The sequence below is a fragment of the Micromonospora sp. L5 genome (assembly GCF_000177655.2).
Taxonomy (GTDB): Bacteria; Actinomycetota; Actinomycetes; order Mycobacteriales; family Micromonosporaceae; genus Micromonospora; species Micromonospora aurantiaca.
The window spans coordinates 6,604,979-6,619,340 of record NC_014815.1 but is presented as its reverse complement, the minus strand read 5'-3'; the positions used below and the strand labels follow the sequence as shown (position 1 = coordinate 6,619,340).

8 protein-coding genes and 1 pseudogene are annotated in these 14,362 nt (G+C 68.0%); 6 read left to right on the top strand and 3 right to left on the bottom strand.

Features of this window, described 5'->3' with window-relative positions; all coding sequences use genetic code 11:
• Positions 1-3: 3 nt before the first annotated feature.
• The 3 genes and pseudogenes from ML5_RS32200 to ML5_RS33355 all read right to left on the bottom strand — a co-directional run.
• Positions 4-1,593 carry a hypothetical protein gene (locus ML5_RS32200; RefSeq protein WP_143766969.1) on the bottom strand — a complete coding sequence of 530 codons (1,590 nt, stop codon included), beginning with the start codon at positions 1,591-1,593 and terminating at the stop codon, positions 4-6.
• Entirely contained in the window at positions 1,590-2,813 is a 1,224-nt protein-coding gene (locus ML5_RS31745; protein ID WP_083816971.1) for an NACHT domain-containing NTPase, read from the bottom strand. The genes ML5_RS32200 and ML5_RS31745 overlap by 4 nt, the downstream gene beginning before the upstream one ends.
• 159 nt (positions 2,814-2,972) lie before the next feature.
• Positions 2,973-3,058, bottom strand: a pseudogene (locus ML5_RS33355) (IS5/IS1182 family transposase); the annotation flags it as partial.
• 133 nt (positions 3,059-3,191) lie between these two features.
• Between ML5_RS33355 and ML5_RS29590 the strand changes: the two are divergent.
• The 6 genes from ML5_RS29590 to ML5_RS29555 all read left to right on the top strand — a co-directional run bounded on the left by ML5_RS29590 (position 3,192) and on the right by ML5_RS29555 (position 14,361).
• A complete protein-coding gene (locus ML5_RS29590; protein WP_041784341.1) occupies positions 3,192-3,563 on the top strand; it encodes a TIR domain-containing protein in 372 nt (123 codons plus the stop codon).
• Between the two features lie 10 nt (positions 3,564-3,573).
• On the top strand, positions 3,574-4,554 hold the full coding sequence (locus tag ML5_RS29585; protein ID WP_013477324.1) for a caspase family protein: 981 nt from the start codon (positions 3,574-3,576) through the stop codon (positions 4,552-4,554).
• Positions 4,554-4,835 (top strand): hypothetical protein, encoded by a 282-nt coding sequence (locus ML5_RS29580; protein ID WP_013477323.1) that lies wholly within the window; start codon positions 4,554-4,556, stop codon positions 4,833-4,835. The genes ML5_RS29585 and ML5_RS29580 overlap by 1 nt, the downstream gene beginning before the upstream one ends.
• A gap of 946 nt (positions 4,836-5,781) precedes the next feature.
• Positions 5,782-9,672 (top strand): hypothetical protein, encoded by a 3,891-nt coding sequence (locus ML5_RS32485; RefSeq protein WP_168168228.1) that lies wholly within the window; start codon positions 5,782-5,784, stop codon positions 9,670-9,672.
• A 1-nt stretch (position 9,673) separates the two neighbouring features.
• A complete protein-coding gene (locus tag ML5_RS29560; RefSeq protein ID WP_013477321.1) occupies positions 9,674-12,259 on the top strand; it encodes a TIR domain-containing protein in 2,586 nt (861 codons plus the stop codon).
• 1,169 nt (positions 12,260-13,428) lie between these two features.
• Positions 13,429-14,361 carry a hypothetical protein gene (locus tag ML5_RS29555; RefSeq protein ID WP_013477319.1) on the top strand — a complete coding sequence of 311 codons (933 nt, stop codon included), beginning with the start codon at positions 13,429-13,431 and terminating at the stop codon, positions 14,359-14,361.
• Position 14,362: the final 1 nt, after the last annotated feature.

The following is a 14,362-nucleotide window of genomic DNA, read 5'->3' as shown; positions in this document are numbered from 1 at the left end:
ACGTCACCCTCGGTGGCTCGGAACTGCTCGGTGCAGTACCGCTGGAGCAGCGTGCTCTTGCCGGTGCCGCGCGGGCCGCTGACGCCGATGCTGGCGCCCTCGAGTTCCCGCAACGCCCAGGTGACGCGACCACCGGCCGCATTCTCGACCAATTGCTCGGCGCGGCTGACGTCGCCCAGCCGTCCTGGGCTGAGCACGGGCAGTCGCAACGAGTTCCGGTCGCCGCCCTGCCCGAGAAAGGGCCACACCTTCGGCACGATCCAGTGGCGGGCCATCGCCACCAGCCAGTCCTCGCGGGCTTGGCGGGGCCGCCTCGTCGTAGCGGCGGGTCGCCGGTGCGGGTTCCGGCCATCGTGACGGGTCGTCGCTGCACAAGCGGCGCCACGCGTCGGCGGCCTGGCGCGATCCCACCCACGACAGGCCAAATAGCGAGGCCGCGACGGCGGCCGCCACGACGAGGGACTCCACCCCCGGGAGGCGCCGGAAGGACATGCCCGCCAGCGTCAGCAACGCCGCGATCGCCGCGACCATGACGGCCAGACAGGCTGAGAGTATGCCGCGGCGCCCCAGCCGGTCCGCCACGCGAGCGACGACTCCACACAGCATGATCGTGGCAACGGCGGCGATGACCGGCGTGGTCAGCGGGGAGATCCGCAACGACCAGAGCGCGTTGCCGAAAGCGAACACCGTCACCGCAAGCGCCAAGCCGGCGAGCAGCCCGTACACGCTGTTCAACCGCGCCCAGGCCGGTACCGCCGCCGCCACCAGCTGACCACGTGCCTGCTGGAACCGATCGTGGTGGGCCGCTCCGCTCTCCAGGACGGCGGACGGGTCGGTGGTGATCTCGCGCCGCACCTGGTGCTCCAGCATGCGACGACGCTCGTCCGGAGCCGGGGCCAGATACTCGGTCACCTCGGGCAACGCCAGGAACTGCGCCAGCAACTCGTCGGTCACCGCCGCCGCGGGCCCGCGCCGCGCGTTGGCGTGACGGATCACCGCGTCGCGCATGAGGGCGTGGCGGAACCGATAGCCGTCCCTGGTCCGGGTCAGCACTCCGGCTCGGTGGGCGTCGGTCAGGAGCCGTTCGAGCCGCAACGGCATTCGGCCCCGGGCCGCCAGCCGCAGCCGCGTAACCGTGTACTGCCCCCACGCGCTGGCGTCGAACACCGCGAGCAGCGGCACCATCACGGACAGGACAGCCACCGCGACCGGTGGCCGGGAGCCGTGTGCGGCCGAGAGCAGCACCCCACCGAGGCCGGCGGCGCACAGGGCGCGAAGGGCCACGCCGAGCCGGTCCTGTCGCAACGACGGGTGCGGGGGCGGCGGCCGGCGCGGGTGCCGACCGGTGACCATCGCGACGACCATCGTCGCGGCGCCGGCACCGGTCGCGAGGTTCACCGCCAGCGGATGAGCGGCCACGAAGGGCAAGATCGAGTTGGCCCCGGCGGAGAACGCGAGCAGCCCGACGGCGATCACCGCGCCGCTGGCCGCTTCGACGGCCGCCCGGACGAGGTCACCCCAGCCCCACCACGCGACTCGGCGAGGTCTCGGCTGGCCCTCGATCAATCCGCCGCGCAGGGTCAGCACGATCACCGTGGCCAGAACGAGGGCGGGGGTGACGCTGCGGGCCAGAGTTGCCGTGAGCCCGAGAAGCAGCAGGGTCCGGACCGTGCGGATCGCGCGGTGGCTGCTACCGCCCCGCCGGTCTCGGCCGCGAGCCGCCACCAGACGATCTCGTTGGGTGGCTGAGCGCTGACCGCGGCCAGCTCCGTCAACCCGGTGCGGGTCCGCTCGGGCAGGCGTTCGAGGATACGCTCGACCACCACACCCGCCGGGTCCGGCTGGTCGAGCAGCTCGCGCGGATCCGCAGCCGGGTCGCCGTACGCGTCCCGCGCGATCCCCGCGAGCAGCGGCGTCGCCAGCGTCTGCGCCAGCGGTCCGCGCGGATCGGCGGCGATCTCGGTGAGGACGGGGCCCCAACGGTCGGCGGTCGCCGGGTCCTGGGCGAGAAGGGCGGCAACATCGTCGCGCCGCAGAGGCATCAGCTCGACGACCACGGCCCGTGGCTGAGCCGTCGCGCTGATGTTCGCGAACTCCGCCGTACGGCAGGTGGCGACGTATCCGGTGCGTAGCCGGTCGAGGGCCGAGATCGCCCCGGACCGCTGCGGTTCGGACAGCTCGTCGAGCCCGTCAATGAGCGGAAGCACGAGGCCACGCCGGACGAGGTGGCGCGCGCTGGCGGCCTCGTCGGAGGTTCCCAGCATGCCGGTGGCGACGAGGGTCCGCACGACGAATGCCTCTGGCGGTTCCTGGTCAGGCTTCCAGGAGGCGGCCGGGCACAGGAGCGGCACCGGCCGTCGCTCGGCGTGGTCCGCCAGCAACATGCTGCCGAGCATGGTCAGCAGGGTCGTCTTGCCCGATCCGGGCCCGCCGACGATGATCATTCGGGTCACCCGTGTCGATCGCGCGAGCGCGGCTAGGTCGACGACGCCACCGCCGAGGTCGGGATCCGCCGTCCAACGCAGCGGCAGCCGGGAGCTCCATCCGCCGGTCGCGATCTGCGTCTGCGCCCGGAAGGATCCTTCGGCCGCGACGGTCAGCCGTCGGTGGACCGCATCGCCTTCGCCGACCGGGTCCTTCGGTGGCCGGATCCCCAGCAGGGACACTGCCATCCCCAGCAGGCCGATCACGGCGCCGATGACGCTCGCGAGCTGATCGCCGGTGCGGAGGTCGACATTCGTCATAACCTGCCAGGCGATGCCGGCGACGGCGGCGCCAAGCAGAGCGAGCAGCCAGGTCCGGCCGCGCCTCACGTCGCCGCTCCAGTGACCGCCGTCGACCTCACACGGGACAGTATGCGAGACCCGGCACCGTCCGTGGGGACGAGTCGAGCGGGGCTGCGGGGTGACGAGGTGGCAGGCCGGCGCGGCGCCGGAGATGGGCCTGCAGGCGCTCGATCACCGCCCTGCATTGTCCAACTGCCCCGCGCCGCGCAGCCGGCAAGCAGTGTCTCGTGCAGCTGTTGCCACACTCCAGCGTTGTGCCAGTCCCGCAGCCTTGAAGCATGCGCACAGGGTGTCGAACTTCGGACGCCCGTGCCTTACCGTGAGTGTCGGTGCCCGTCGGTAGTCTCGCAGCAGCTCGGATGCGATCGACTATGGTCGCTGCTCGAACACATGGGAAGGTCACAGGTGGCCGAAAACAAGATCATCTTCGTTGCGTTCGCTATCGAGGACCAGCGGCAGAGGGACATGCTGAAGGGCCAGTCGCTGCACCCTCGCACGCCGTACGAGTTCATCGATATGTCGGTGAAGGAGCCCTATGACTCCGGCTGGAAGGACAAGGTCCGCACGCGTATCCGCCGCTCCCACGGGGTGATCGTGCTCGTTAGCAGGAACTCGCTCACTTCCTCCGGCCAGAAGTGGGAGATCCAGTGCGCTAAGGACGAAGGCAAGCCGCTGCTGGGTGTCTGGGCATACGCCAGTGACCGCACCAACCTCGTTGGTGTCCGGACGGTCGTGTGGACCGACGCGAACATCGCCGGCTTCATCGACTCGCTCTGAGGGCGTCGGCATGCGTAAGGCGCTCATCGTCGGGATCGACCACTACGACCGGATCGGGTCGCTCCACGGCGCCGTGAACGACGCTCACACAGTCAAGAGCGTGCTTGAGAGGCATGCCGACGGCACGCTCAACTTCGCACAACCGAGGCTAATGACTGCTACCGGTTCCGATTCGGCGGTCAGGCGCACCGAGCTGAGGGAGGCCGTCGAGGAGCTGTTCCGCGACGACGCCGAGATCTCCCTGTTCTATTTCGCCGGCCACGGCTACATCGACGGGTCGGGCGGCTTCATCTGCGCGAGCGACTGCACCGCTGGGCACGACGGGCTCTCGCTGCAGGAGGTGATGACCTTCGCGAACAACTCACCGGCGAAGAACAAGGTGATCATCCTCGACAGCTGCCACAGCGGCGTCGCGGGCAACAACCCGGTTGCCGCGCAGGTCGCCGAGATCAAGGAGGGCGTCACCGTCCTGACAGCGTCGACCGCCGACCAGTACGCCATGGAGACCGGCGGCTCCGGGGTGTTTACGAGGCTGCTCGTTGACGCGCTGAGCGGGGCCGCTGCCAACCTTGTGGGCGACGTGACGCCGGGCAGTGTGTACGCGCACATTGATCAGTCTCTCGGGAACTGGGCGCAGCGGCCCGTGTTCAAGACGAACGTGAAGAAGTTCGTCTCGCTTCGGGAGGCCCAAGCCCCCATCGAGCTGGCCCAGCTGCAGAAGCTCACGGTCCTGTTCGGCGAGCCCACCACACAGCTCTCGCTCGATCCGGGCTACGAACCCGAGCGCTCAGGCACGGAGGACGAGTCGGTCCCGCCGCCGGACCCCGCCAAGACCGCCGACTTCGCGGTACTGCAGTCGCTGGTGAAGGTGAACCTGGTCCGGCCGGTCGACGCGGCGCACATGTGGCATGCAGCGATGGAGTCGAAGGCGTGCGAGCTCACTGTCCTCGGCCAGCACTACTGGAAGCTCGTGAAGAAGGATCTGATCTGATGCCATCACACGACCAAATCCGTGAACTTTTGGAAAGCGAGCGGACCGTCGAGCGACTCGCCGCGATCGAGCACGAGCGGTGGGCGCATTGGCAGCGCTATGCCCACGACCAGTGCGAGCGCCTAGACGACGGTTCCCTGGTCATCCCTGCCGGGCTGGCAGCGCGCTGGGAGGCCCAAATCGAGACGCCCTACGCCGAGCTGTCCGAGCAGGAGAAGAACAGCGACCGCGAGCAGGTGCGCCGGTATCTACCGACAATCATCGACGCGCTGATTCAATGACGCACCTGCTCCCGACCTGCCCGCGTCCGAGCCCCGACGGCAAGCCCCAACGGACTCGTTCCTGTTCGCGGCAAAATGAGCTACGCCTACGGGCGATACCGGCCGAAATCACCGACCCCGGTGGCCAGATTATGCCGTCCAGCGCGACTACGATGCACGGACCGCCAAAGGAGATGCGGTGACCGGACCTCTTCATCGTGATGGTCCTGGTCGCAGAGGGCGGGACGTAGCGCGGTTGACATAGGCCGGAGCTCCGGTAAGACAGCAGTCGACCCAAGATCCAATGCCTAACCGCGAGCCCTCGCTGTTCTGTCTTACCCGTCTACGACGCGCTGTCCAGCCGGCTCCTGAACCACCTGGCCGACCTCATCCGTGCCGAACCAGGCCGGTGGTGCCGCCTCCCTCGACGCCGGGTCGCAGGGCGCTCATTGCCCTGGCCTATCTCCCCCAACGGTGACACCATCGCTCCTGCGGCTTCGCAGCCAGCCTCACCATGGCCTGTCGGTACCTCCGGGAGGCCTCGACCTGCTCGCCGCCCACGCGCACGCGCAAGAGCCATTGCACTCCACCGCGACCTAGCCTCGGTCTCAACAGCGAGCGAGTCAAGACCACTTCAGGTTGATACAGGTCAGTGTGCCCGAAATGATTCGTATCAAGTGCGCAAGGCATGTCGTTAATTTGCCATCACCGTAGACGGTCACAGGCGGCGTCAAGTACTCGTACTCGAAATCTCTGTTTGCGATCCCGGGTGGGTGTCCGCATGGGTTGTTGGAAACGTGCACTGGTCCTGCTGACCGTGATTGCCGCGGCCACACTGCTTGGACCGGCTGCGGCTGCCGCCGACGATCCGGTGGCTGGATGGACGCCAGTCGGTGTCTTGCCCGGGCAGTGGGGGCCCCCGGTCCACTGGAACGTCGACCCGCTGGTGCTCAGTACGACGCAGTGTGTGGGCAAGACGCGCTCATGGGCCGACGAGGAGGCTGCGTTGACGGTCGCCGTCACCTGGCACGAGTGTGGCCGGAACCTGGACGTTGCTGCGGCAGAGCTCGATGACCGGCACCAGGCGAGTCCGGCCCGCTGGCGGAGCCGCGGTGACGTGCTGGGTGAGGGTCTGGACATCATCGAGCCTCGGGTGCGCGCCCACCAGCGAAGTTGGGTGGAGGACCGTTTCCAGGTCACCGTCTACGTGCAGTGCTTGTTCGACGGCGAAAGCCGATGCCTCGAGTTGAGCCGAAAGGCAGTGCAGGACATTTCCCGCCGAATCCCTGGGGAACCTACCAAGATCGTCGGTAGCCGGTCGATGATCGCGATGACCTGGCTGCTCAGCGTCATGCTGGTTTGGCTGTTCGTGCTGGGGGCGGTGGCAGCTGTTCGGCGGCTGGCGAACGCCGGTGGCAGCTATGCAACCCATCCCGACGGTGCCCGCTGGACGAACGTGGATGAGGGGGCGAAACGTCTACGCCGACATATGCGTCTGCGCCGCTACGGCACCGTGCTCGTCGCACCCACCGCCGGGGCAATCCTCATAGTGGTGGGCCGTGCGATAACAGGGAGCCTGAATATCGCGACGCTGAGCTTGGTTCCGATCCTCGCCATCTTCGGCGGCCTCGCCGGCGTGGTCATGCTGGTTGCCTCCCGTAGCCCGGTTCGGGGCGACGAATGGCGGTGGCAAGTGCATCGTCTCGATCTGCCCCGGACCCGCCGGATCGTCTCGGCAGTAATCTCTGCGGGGTCCACCATTCTGTTGGTCCTGCTGGTGTCGCTCTTTCCGGTGGCGGTTGGTGCCGGTCGGGTCGCGGCGCTTCCGCCGTTGCTGCATGCGGGTCTGCAGATGATCTTCTTCAGTATGCTCGCTGCTGCCGTGCCGGTCAGCTGGCTCGTGAGGCGGAGGGCCACGGCTGACGCCTGGCGGTCCCTGAACTCCCGCTCCGGCCCGCCGATCGTTTTCCTCCGGGATGCAGCGAGTCAGGCGGCCGATTTGCGGGCCTCGGTGCTGACCGGGCGGGGCGCACTCAATTACGTCGGCTCGTTGCTCAAACCGCAGAGAAGGCTGCGATTCGACGAGGCGCTGGCGAACCTGCTCGTCCGGCAAGGGCCGGTGCTTGTGCTACAGGCTCCGAGTGCCGCCACCGACAAGCGGGGTCCGAGGAGTCTGGATGTGCGGGACGTTCAAGCAGACGAGGTAGCGCGCGAAGTGATGCACTCACAGGCGATGGTGCTGGTCGCCGGTCCGCCCGTCATGGAACCGCACACTCTCGGTCTGACCCGTTTCCTGATCGGCTTGGCGCGAGAGAAACCGCTGTTGGTCGTCCTTCCACCGATTAGTAAGAAAAAGCTCCAGCAGCGATGGGCGCAGTGGTACCGGGTGCTGGCGGACGTCGCGCCGGTGACTGACCTGGATCCGGCACTGGTAGCCGACGGTGCCCACGTACTCGTTCACTTACCCGGCCACGGCTGGCATGCATGGGGAGCCCGGAGACGCGACGAGTGGACGTACACGCAGGCGGCCCACGACGCGCTGGCTTTTTCGGCCGCAAGTGTCGCGGCGGCCAGGCACGCTGCCGAGCAGGTCTCGTCCGAGGCGGAAACGAACGAGGCCCCGACCCGTGACGATCTGGAGGTCGTCGCCGTCGCCGCCGACGAGCGGACCGCCGCAGACATCGCCGCCGGCCTGTCGGGCATGGGGCGACCAGCCGTGGTGCGACTCGTGCCGTCCGAGACTGCCGGCGGCGACACACCATCGATCACGAACGTCGTCGTGATATCGGAGGCTGCGCTCGCGAACCCACAGTGGCACGCGGCCGTCGAGGATCTGATCGAACGGGGAAACCGCCCGGTGCCGGTCGTGCTCGGCACCGTGCACGCGGGTTCGGTGCCCGAGGGTCTGCAAGAGATCAACTGGGTCCTCTGGGCCGGCGAGCAACGGGTTGGCGCGTTGGCCGCGCTGTTCGCGGCAATCAGCTCGGAGCCGTCCCGCTACCAACTACACCGGGACCTGCTATCCCGGGCACGCAGTTGGGTCTCCGATAACCGAAGCCAGGGGCTGCTGCTCGCCGACCACGACGAGACCGAGCAGGCCGCGGCGCACCTTGCTGACGCAACACATGACCCCCTGGCACGGCCCAGCGCGCTGTTGCACGATTTCGTTACGGCATCAGTGGTGCGGGCCAGACAGTACCGGCGGCGGAATCGCAGACTGTTGATCACTGGCGTCGTGCTGGCCGTCGCCACGGTGTTGTTGTTCTCCGGAATTTGGTTTGCCGTGCGGGGGCCGGCCGAGAACCAGCGTCTGAATGCTTTGGTTTCGATTGGACCACGTCTCGCCTCGGACCGGCCGGACTGGGCGGGCCTGTTGGCCGGTGCCCTGATTGTGCAGGGCGATGCCGAACAGGCCGAGACAGGCCGGCTGGTGCTGCGCTCCATGCTCGACCGGGTGTGGCCGCGCACGCGGGTGGGCGTCGCCCATGACGCCCTGGTCAACGACATGGCGATGGTGGGGGACAGCAGCGTCCTCACCGTCGACAACCGTGGCACCCTGACCCGATGGGATCTCGGCACCGGTGCCGTGCAGTGGCGCCGGCACCTGGAGCAGCCGCTGAACCATCTGGCCGCCACGCCGGACGGCGCCACGGTTGTGGCAGCTTCCGCCCGGCACCTGCATCTGATCAAGTCCGAGCCGTGGGAGCACCGCCGTATTTCTTTCAAAAACACGATCAGTCGGGTGGCCGTTGCCGCGGACGGTACTACGGCGGTGGTTGCCGACGAGGATGGACGCCTGATTACGATCGGCACCGGACCGGCGGAAACAACCCGCGAGGTCGGCCGCTACCGGAACGTGCTCGATCTGCAAGCCGGTGCAGCCGACAGCAGCCGCACGCCGCCGGTTTGGGCGCTGGTGCGAACCTCCGCCTCACAGGTCGCGGTCGTGGAGGCACTGGCCGGGCGGCAGTCTCGGCCGCTGCGGGTGTCGCTCCGCGACGCCATGGAGGTGTACGGCGGCGTGGCAGCGGATGGTACGACGCTTGCCGTCGCCAGCGGCGGCGGAGACCTGCAGACGGGGACGGTGGACGCGGGACTACGGCCCGGTGGCGGTCGTGTGCCGGCCCTGTTGGACGGCCTTGCCGTGTTCCCGGCTGGGGGAGTCATAACGACCGGCCGGGCCTTCGGCGTACAGGTGATGCATCCACCCAGCGGAGCGGTCGTGGGCCGGCTGCAGGTCGCCCAGCACGGTGTAATCCGGATCCGATCCTCGCCGGACGGTCGATTCCTACTCTGTGCCGACCATGCGGGCGTCGCCGTCTGGGACACCCAGGGACTCTGGCCGACCGATGCGGCGGGTGAGGTGGTCGATGCGGGCCGTTCGTCCCGTGCCGGACGCGGCCAGGTGGCGCTCGAAGGTGCTGACAGCGGCGCGGTCAGTATCCGGGTAGCCGATCGGTCGGTCTTCCGACAGAGAGTCCTCTCCGGTTCGGTCACCGCGGCAGCCGTACGCGGCGACGAATCCACCGCGCTAGTCGGGTCGGATCGGGGCGAAATCGCTGAGATCGACATTGATGCGGGTGTGGTGGTGCGGCGGTGGGCTTCGCCGCTCGGCGGCCGTGTCGAAACGGTCGGATGGTCGTCCGACGGACGGATTGTGGTGGGATCGGCGACCGGCTCATGGTGGAGTGTGGAGTCCTGCGGCGGTTGCGGCACGGACGAGGCTCTGCTCACGGCCCTGCGGGCTCGGCTCTGGGGTTGTTACAGCACCGACAACGTGCAAGGCATCACCGACGCCGCCCGGCAGCGGCTCAATTTACGCGTCTGTGCACCCTCTCCTCGAGCGAAGGAGGACTGAGATGCTGCACAGCGTCTTCATCTCCTATTCCCGTTCTGACCTGAAGCAGGTCGACGATATCGTCGCCGCCGTGGAGTCGCTGCGAATACCCGTCTGGGTAGATCGCCGCGACATCCCGGTCACGGTGCCCTGGTTCGAAGAGGTCCAGGCCGCCATCGAGGCTGCCGCGCTATTGGTCGTCTGCGACTCGCCGCGCTGGCGGGCCTCGGAGGCGTGCCGACTCGAACTGGAGGTGGCCCGGAAGAAGCACAAAGTCGTATGCACCGTAGACCTGACGGCCATGCCGGTGCCGGACATCGTCCGGCAAATCGCTGAGACGTACGGCGCCATCTCGCCGCAGCAACGGGTGCACACCGAGGTGACGGCCCGGGCGGCGATGTGGGACCGGCAGAACCGTACAAGCAGCCGCCTTATCGTCGGTGATTTACTTGCCCGGGCACGCCGTCTGATGCAGGAAGGTGTGCCGCCGTTGAACATGACAGCCCGCGACTTCATTGTGGCCTCCACCCGCAGGCGGCGGCGGCGGCGTTGGACGGCCGGAGCTGGGATCGCCGCCGGCCTGGCGGTAATGCTCATCAGCTGTCTCGGGGTAGGCGTCGCCGGGCTGATCAACGACCGGCTCGACCAGAATGACACCTATTTCCATGTGCTCGCTGCCGACGACCAGGCCGTCGGGGCCACTCTGTACGACGAGATCGCGCTTGCCGCCGATCGCGTCCGCGAAGGCAACACCGGTTGGCTGGACCGGCAACGGCTGGCCCGGCTGCTCGCTGAGCCCGTGCCGGACGTCTCGTTCGAAGCGCCGCAACGGCTGATCGGGCTCGCCGCAACGGCTAACCCGGACCGGGCCGCCGGGATCGGCACGGACGGTCGCCACTACATGCGTGACGGCTCGTCCGCGTCTGTCGGCACGCCAGCGGGACAGAGGTTCACGGTGGCCGCCACATCCCGGGACGGTGGCACGATGGTAGCCCTCACCGGACCACAGGCGCTGATTACCAGCGGCGGCAACGCTGTACGCGCTGGCCGCGCAGACCGGGTGGCCGTCGCAGTCAATGGCGAGACGGTGCTGGCCGTCGGTGGCGGCACGGCACGGCTACTGCGGCCGGACGGTGCGGTGCATGCGATGACCTCCATACCGGACGGATGCTGCACCGCTGCGGCCACCGTCGGCGACTGGTCCCTTCTCGGATCCCGCGACGGATCGCTGAGGTGGTGGCGGCCCGGCGAGCGGCCGGCCATCCGCTGGAAGTCGCCGAAAGGCGCGGTGAGTGGGCTGGCGGTCGCACCGGACGGGCGTTCGGCGGCCGTCACCCTGGCCAACGACGGGCTCGTACGCACCTTCGACGTGACGGATCGGCAGGTCGTCCCGCGACGGGCGCTGCCGGTGCCCGGGGCGGCCGGGCCGATTTCATTCAGTCCTGACGGCCGCCTACTCGCGGCTGGCACACGCGACGGCGTCGCCGTCTTCGATCTGGGATCGGGGCTGCGCATCGGCCTGTTGCGGGGGTCAGTCGGTGAGGTACGCCACCTTGCCTGGTCGCCTGCCGGTGAGCGGATCTGGGCCTTGGCCGGTGAGCGCCGCGTGTCGAGCTGGCACTGGCGCGCAGGCACGGTGATCACAAATGCTCCTGGGCGGAAATTCGTCGCGCTGAGTGGACCGCCGGGAGCAGACTGGCTTGCCGCTGTCGATGGCACCGGCCGGATCAGCATCCTGGACACCAGCGCGGCGCGCGTCCTCAGATCCTTCGCGGTGGACATCGGCCGCGTCCTCTCCGCCGACGTCAGCCAGGACGGTAACTTTCTCGTCCTCGGCAGTGACAGCCGCCTGGTCGTCCATGGCCTAGCCGACGGCACAGAACGTGGCTTTGCGGCCGACGGGTGCACCGCCATCGACGTCGCCATCGGCGGAGACGGTCGCCGTGTCTACGTTGCCTGTCTGGACGGCGGGGTCCGAGCCTACGACATTTCGTCCGGCCGGCTCTTGCTCTCGGGAGATGTCGATGGACGACAGGAGATCTCCTTGGCGTTGGGCGCGGACGGCACCGTCTACGTCGGTGACGGCATAGGCGAGATCCATGCCTTTGCGGCCGACCTGAGCGTGCCGGAGCGTCTGGTTACGGCGGCGTGCGGTCACCCTGCCTGGCAAGTGGCCGCCGGCACGTCAGGCGAGTTGGTCGTACTGGCCCGTGATGGCGCCGCCCATCTGGGCTGCTCGTATGAGGTGCATCGTCCGGTTGGAGGGTGGCAGCGCGTCCTGTTTCAGCAGCCACCCGGGGACGGCGAGTCTGCTCGGGCGGTGGCTCTTGCCTCCGACGAGTCGCTCGCCGCGATGGGATTCAGCGACGGCCGGGTGCACGTGTGGCGGCCCGGCGCCTTGGAAACCGTCGGCACGTATCACCAGTTCGGAGCAGAAGTGCGTGCCCTGAGGTTCACCCCTGACGGCCATCAACTGCTGGTAGCCACCAGCGACGGAGTCGTGCAGATCCTACCGTCCTGTCCGCAGTGCGGGGAGGTGACGCAACTGGCCGAGCAAGCCGGCAACCTGTTGAAGGCTGCGGCGGCCAAGGGCTTGCATGCCCGCTGACACCGTCGCCGGATCACTCCCAAATCGAGGGGCCAGTCGCCGTGCGTAGAGATCGAGATCGGTGCGGCGTGCACTTCAACTGCACCTATCTCTGTACTCGGACCTGTACGCCGAACAAACATGGTCACCACTGAGAACGCTGCGGCTTGGAACCCGTGCCATACCTTGTCGACGATGAGGGAGACGACAGCCTCGGTGACAGTCGGTCTGTCCGCTTGTAGCAGTGAGCGTAGGATCATGTCTTTGGCCTTGCCGGGGATGCTGTCAAGACCGTGCCGGGTCTCCTCGATCACCTTCGCCAATGCGATGAAGAGGTCGCACCAGCCGTGGTGGGTGAGGTCGCGCTTGACGTCGGTGGCGTCTGGATCGGCGCGGTCGAGCTCCGTCGCGATCTCCCGCCATGCTCCGCGAGTCATCGCTTCGGCAAGTGCGCTCACCTGCTCGGCAGGCGACGGGTAGGGCTCGCCATCCTCGGTTCCAGTGCGAGGGGGCGACGGGGTGGCAAGCCAGTCCGCGACGTCCACACGGGCCAGGTCCGTGGTGATTTCCCGGTTGACGCGAGTCTTCTGCAAGCTCCGCGGCTGATGCAGCGTCCAGGTCAGTTTGCTCTCGAAGTTCTTCCGTCTCCTGCGACGGCTCGCGTTGTCGCGGTCGACGTGGTCGAGCCATCCCTGCACACCGTGCTGGGAGCCACCGCACTCAGTGCAGCGGCAAAGATGTCCTTGAGCTGTCGCGCAACCAGGGATGTGCCTGCTGGTGTCCATGTCCCGGCCACCTCGCTCATCCGGCAGGCCCGAGGTCACGGCACGGCCGGAAGTTGACTCAATGGAATTAGGCCGATACCTTACGTCACTGGCACATCGATGCCAATGGCACCTCGCATTACCAAGGCGACAGCATCAGTCGCCGTGCAGCCAGCCTCGTACGGCTGGCGAAGCCCGCTGCTGGCCGCTCTGTGATGCGGAGCCCGAGGACCCGGCCCCCGAGGTCGACGGGCTGAGACCCCGCCCCGCGGCCGCTCTTCAATCCCTTCGCTGCAGTCGCCGACGGACGGCTGCCTGTTCATGCACTCCTTCGCAGCGCGTCGCTTGACCCGTTGGCGTCGCCTCAACCCGTAAAGAGCGCGGCGACATCCAGGCAGGCCCTCACCCGGAAAGGAACGCTCACTGATGACCTCGCACGCTATTGGCCCTGGTAGGGGACCAGAGTCGAGGCGATGGCTCGCCCGGCAGTTCCCACACCGGAGCTGGCTCATCGCCGATCTGCAACGACGCATCGACCGCGCCCCTGCCCCCATCCACGCCTACCCTCCGAACCCCGACCGATTCGGTCAGGCGCTGGAGAGAACGCTCGCTCTCGACCTGTGCGACGACCCGCCATACCCGTACCTGATCGCCAAACTCCCCGAGGCCGGACGCCGACGCCTACTCACCGCCGCCGGCTACACACCCACCACCGGCGCCGCGGACGGGCCGTGGCGCAAATCAACCGATCACATCCCCGGCGCTCGACTCTTCACCGTCGGCAACCTCTTGCCCGACCTAGACCGGGCAGTACACGCACTCGGTCAGGCCGCACCCGACCAAGTCCGCCAGGCGATTCACGCCGCGGTCCGCGACCGACGGAGCATCACCACGTACGCGACCGCAACACACGCCGCGCGCCCTGCCTTCGCGGCCTTCTGGGCCAGCTACACCAGCGGCTTCCGCGACACGCTGCATGGCTACGGGCCCGTCACCGCTTCCCTGAACCTGCTGGACGGACTCCGGATCGTCGACTTCCTCGCCGGCACCACCACTGTCGAACTCAAGACGGGACACCTCGACGACGCCCGCGCCTTCGACGCCCTGTTCGACCAAGTCCTGACCTACGCACTACTTGCACCCGTCTGCGGCCATCCAGTCACTGCAGCCGCCATTTATCTGGCCCGCTACCACGTCCTGGCCCACTACCCCCTCGACTCGCTGCTCCGCCGCCTCGCCGGACAACCAATCAACACCCTTCAAGCAGGGCGCCACCTCACCGCCCTTATCCGAGCGGAAGGCCGACGCCCGCTGCCAGCTGGACTCCCACCCGAGGGGCGACGCTCGTACGCGGTATGAG

Excerpts from the sequence above, each read along its gene's own strand:
- ML5_RS29585 (WP_013477324.1), top strand. The coding sequence starts at position 3,574 with ATGCGTAAGGCGCTCATCGTCGGGATCGACCACTACGACCGGATCGGG.
- ML5_RS29580 (WP_013477323.1), top strand. The coding sequence starts at position 4,554 with ATGCCATCACACGACCAAATCCGTGAACTTTTGGAAAGCGAGCGGACC.
- ML5_RS29560 (WP_013477321.1), top strand. The coding sequence starts at position 9,674 with ATGCTGCACAGCGTCTTCATCTCCTATTCCCGTTCTGACCTGAAGCAG.
- ML5_RS29555 (WP_013477319.1), top strand. The coding sequence starts at position 13,429 with ATGACCTCGCACGCTATTGGCCCTGGTAGGGGACCAGAGTCGAGGCGA.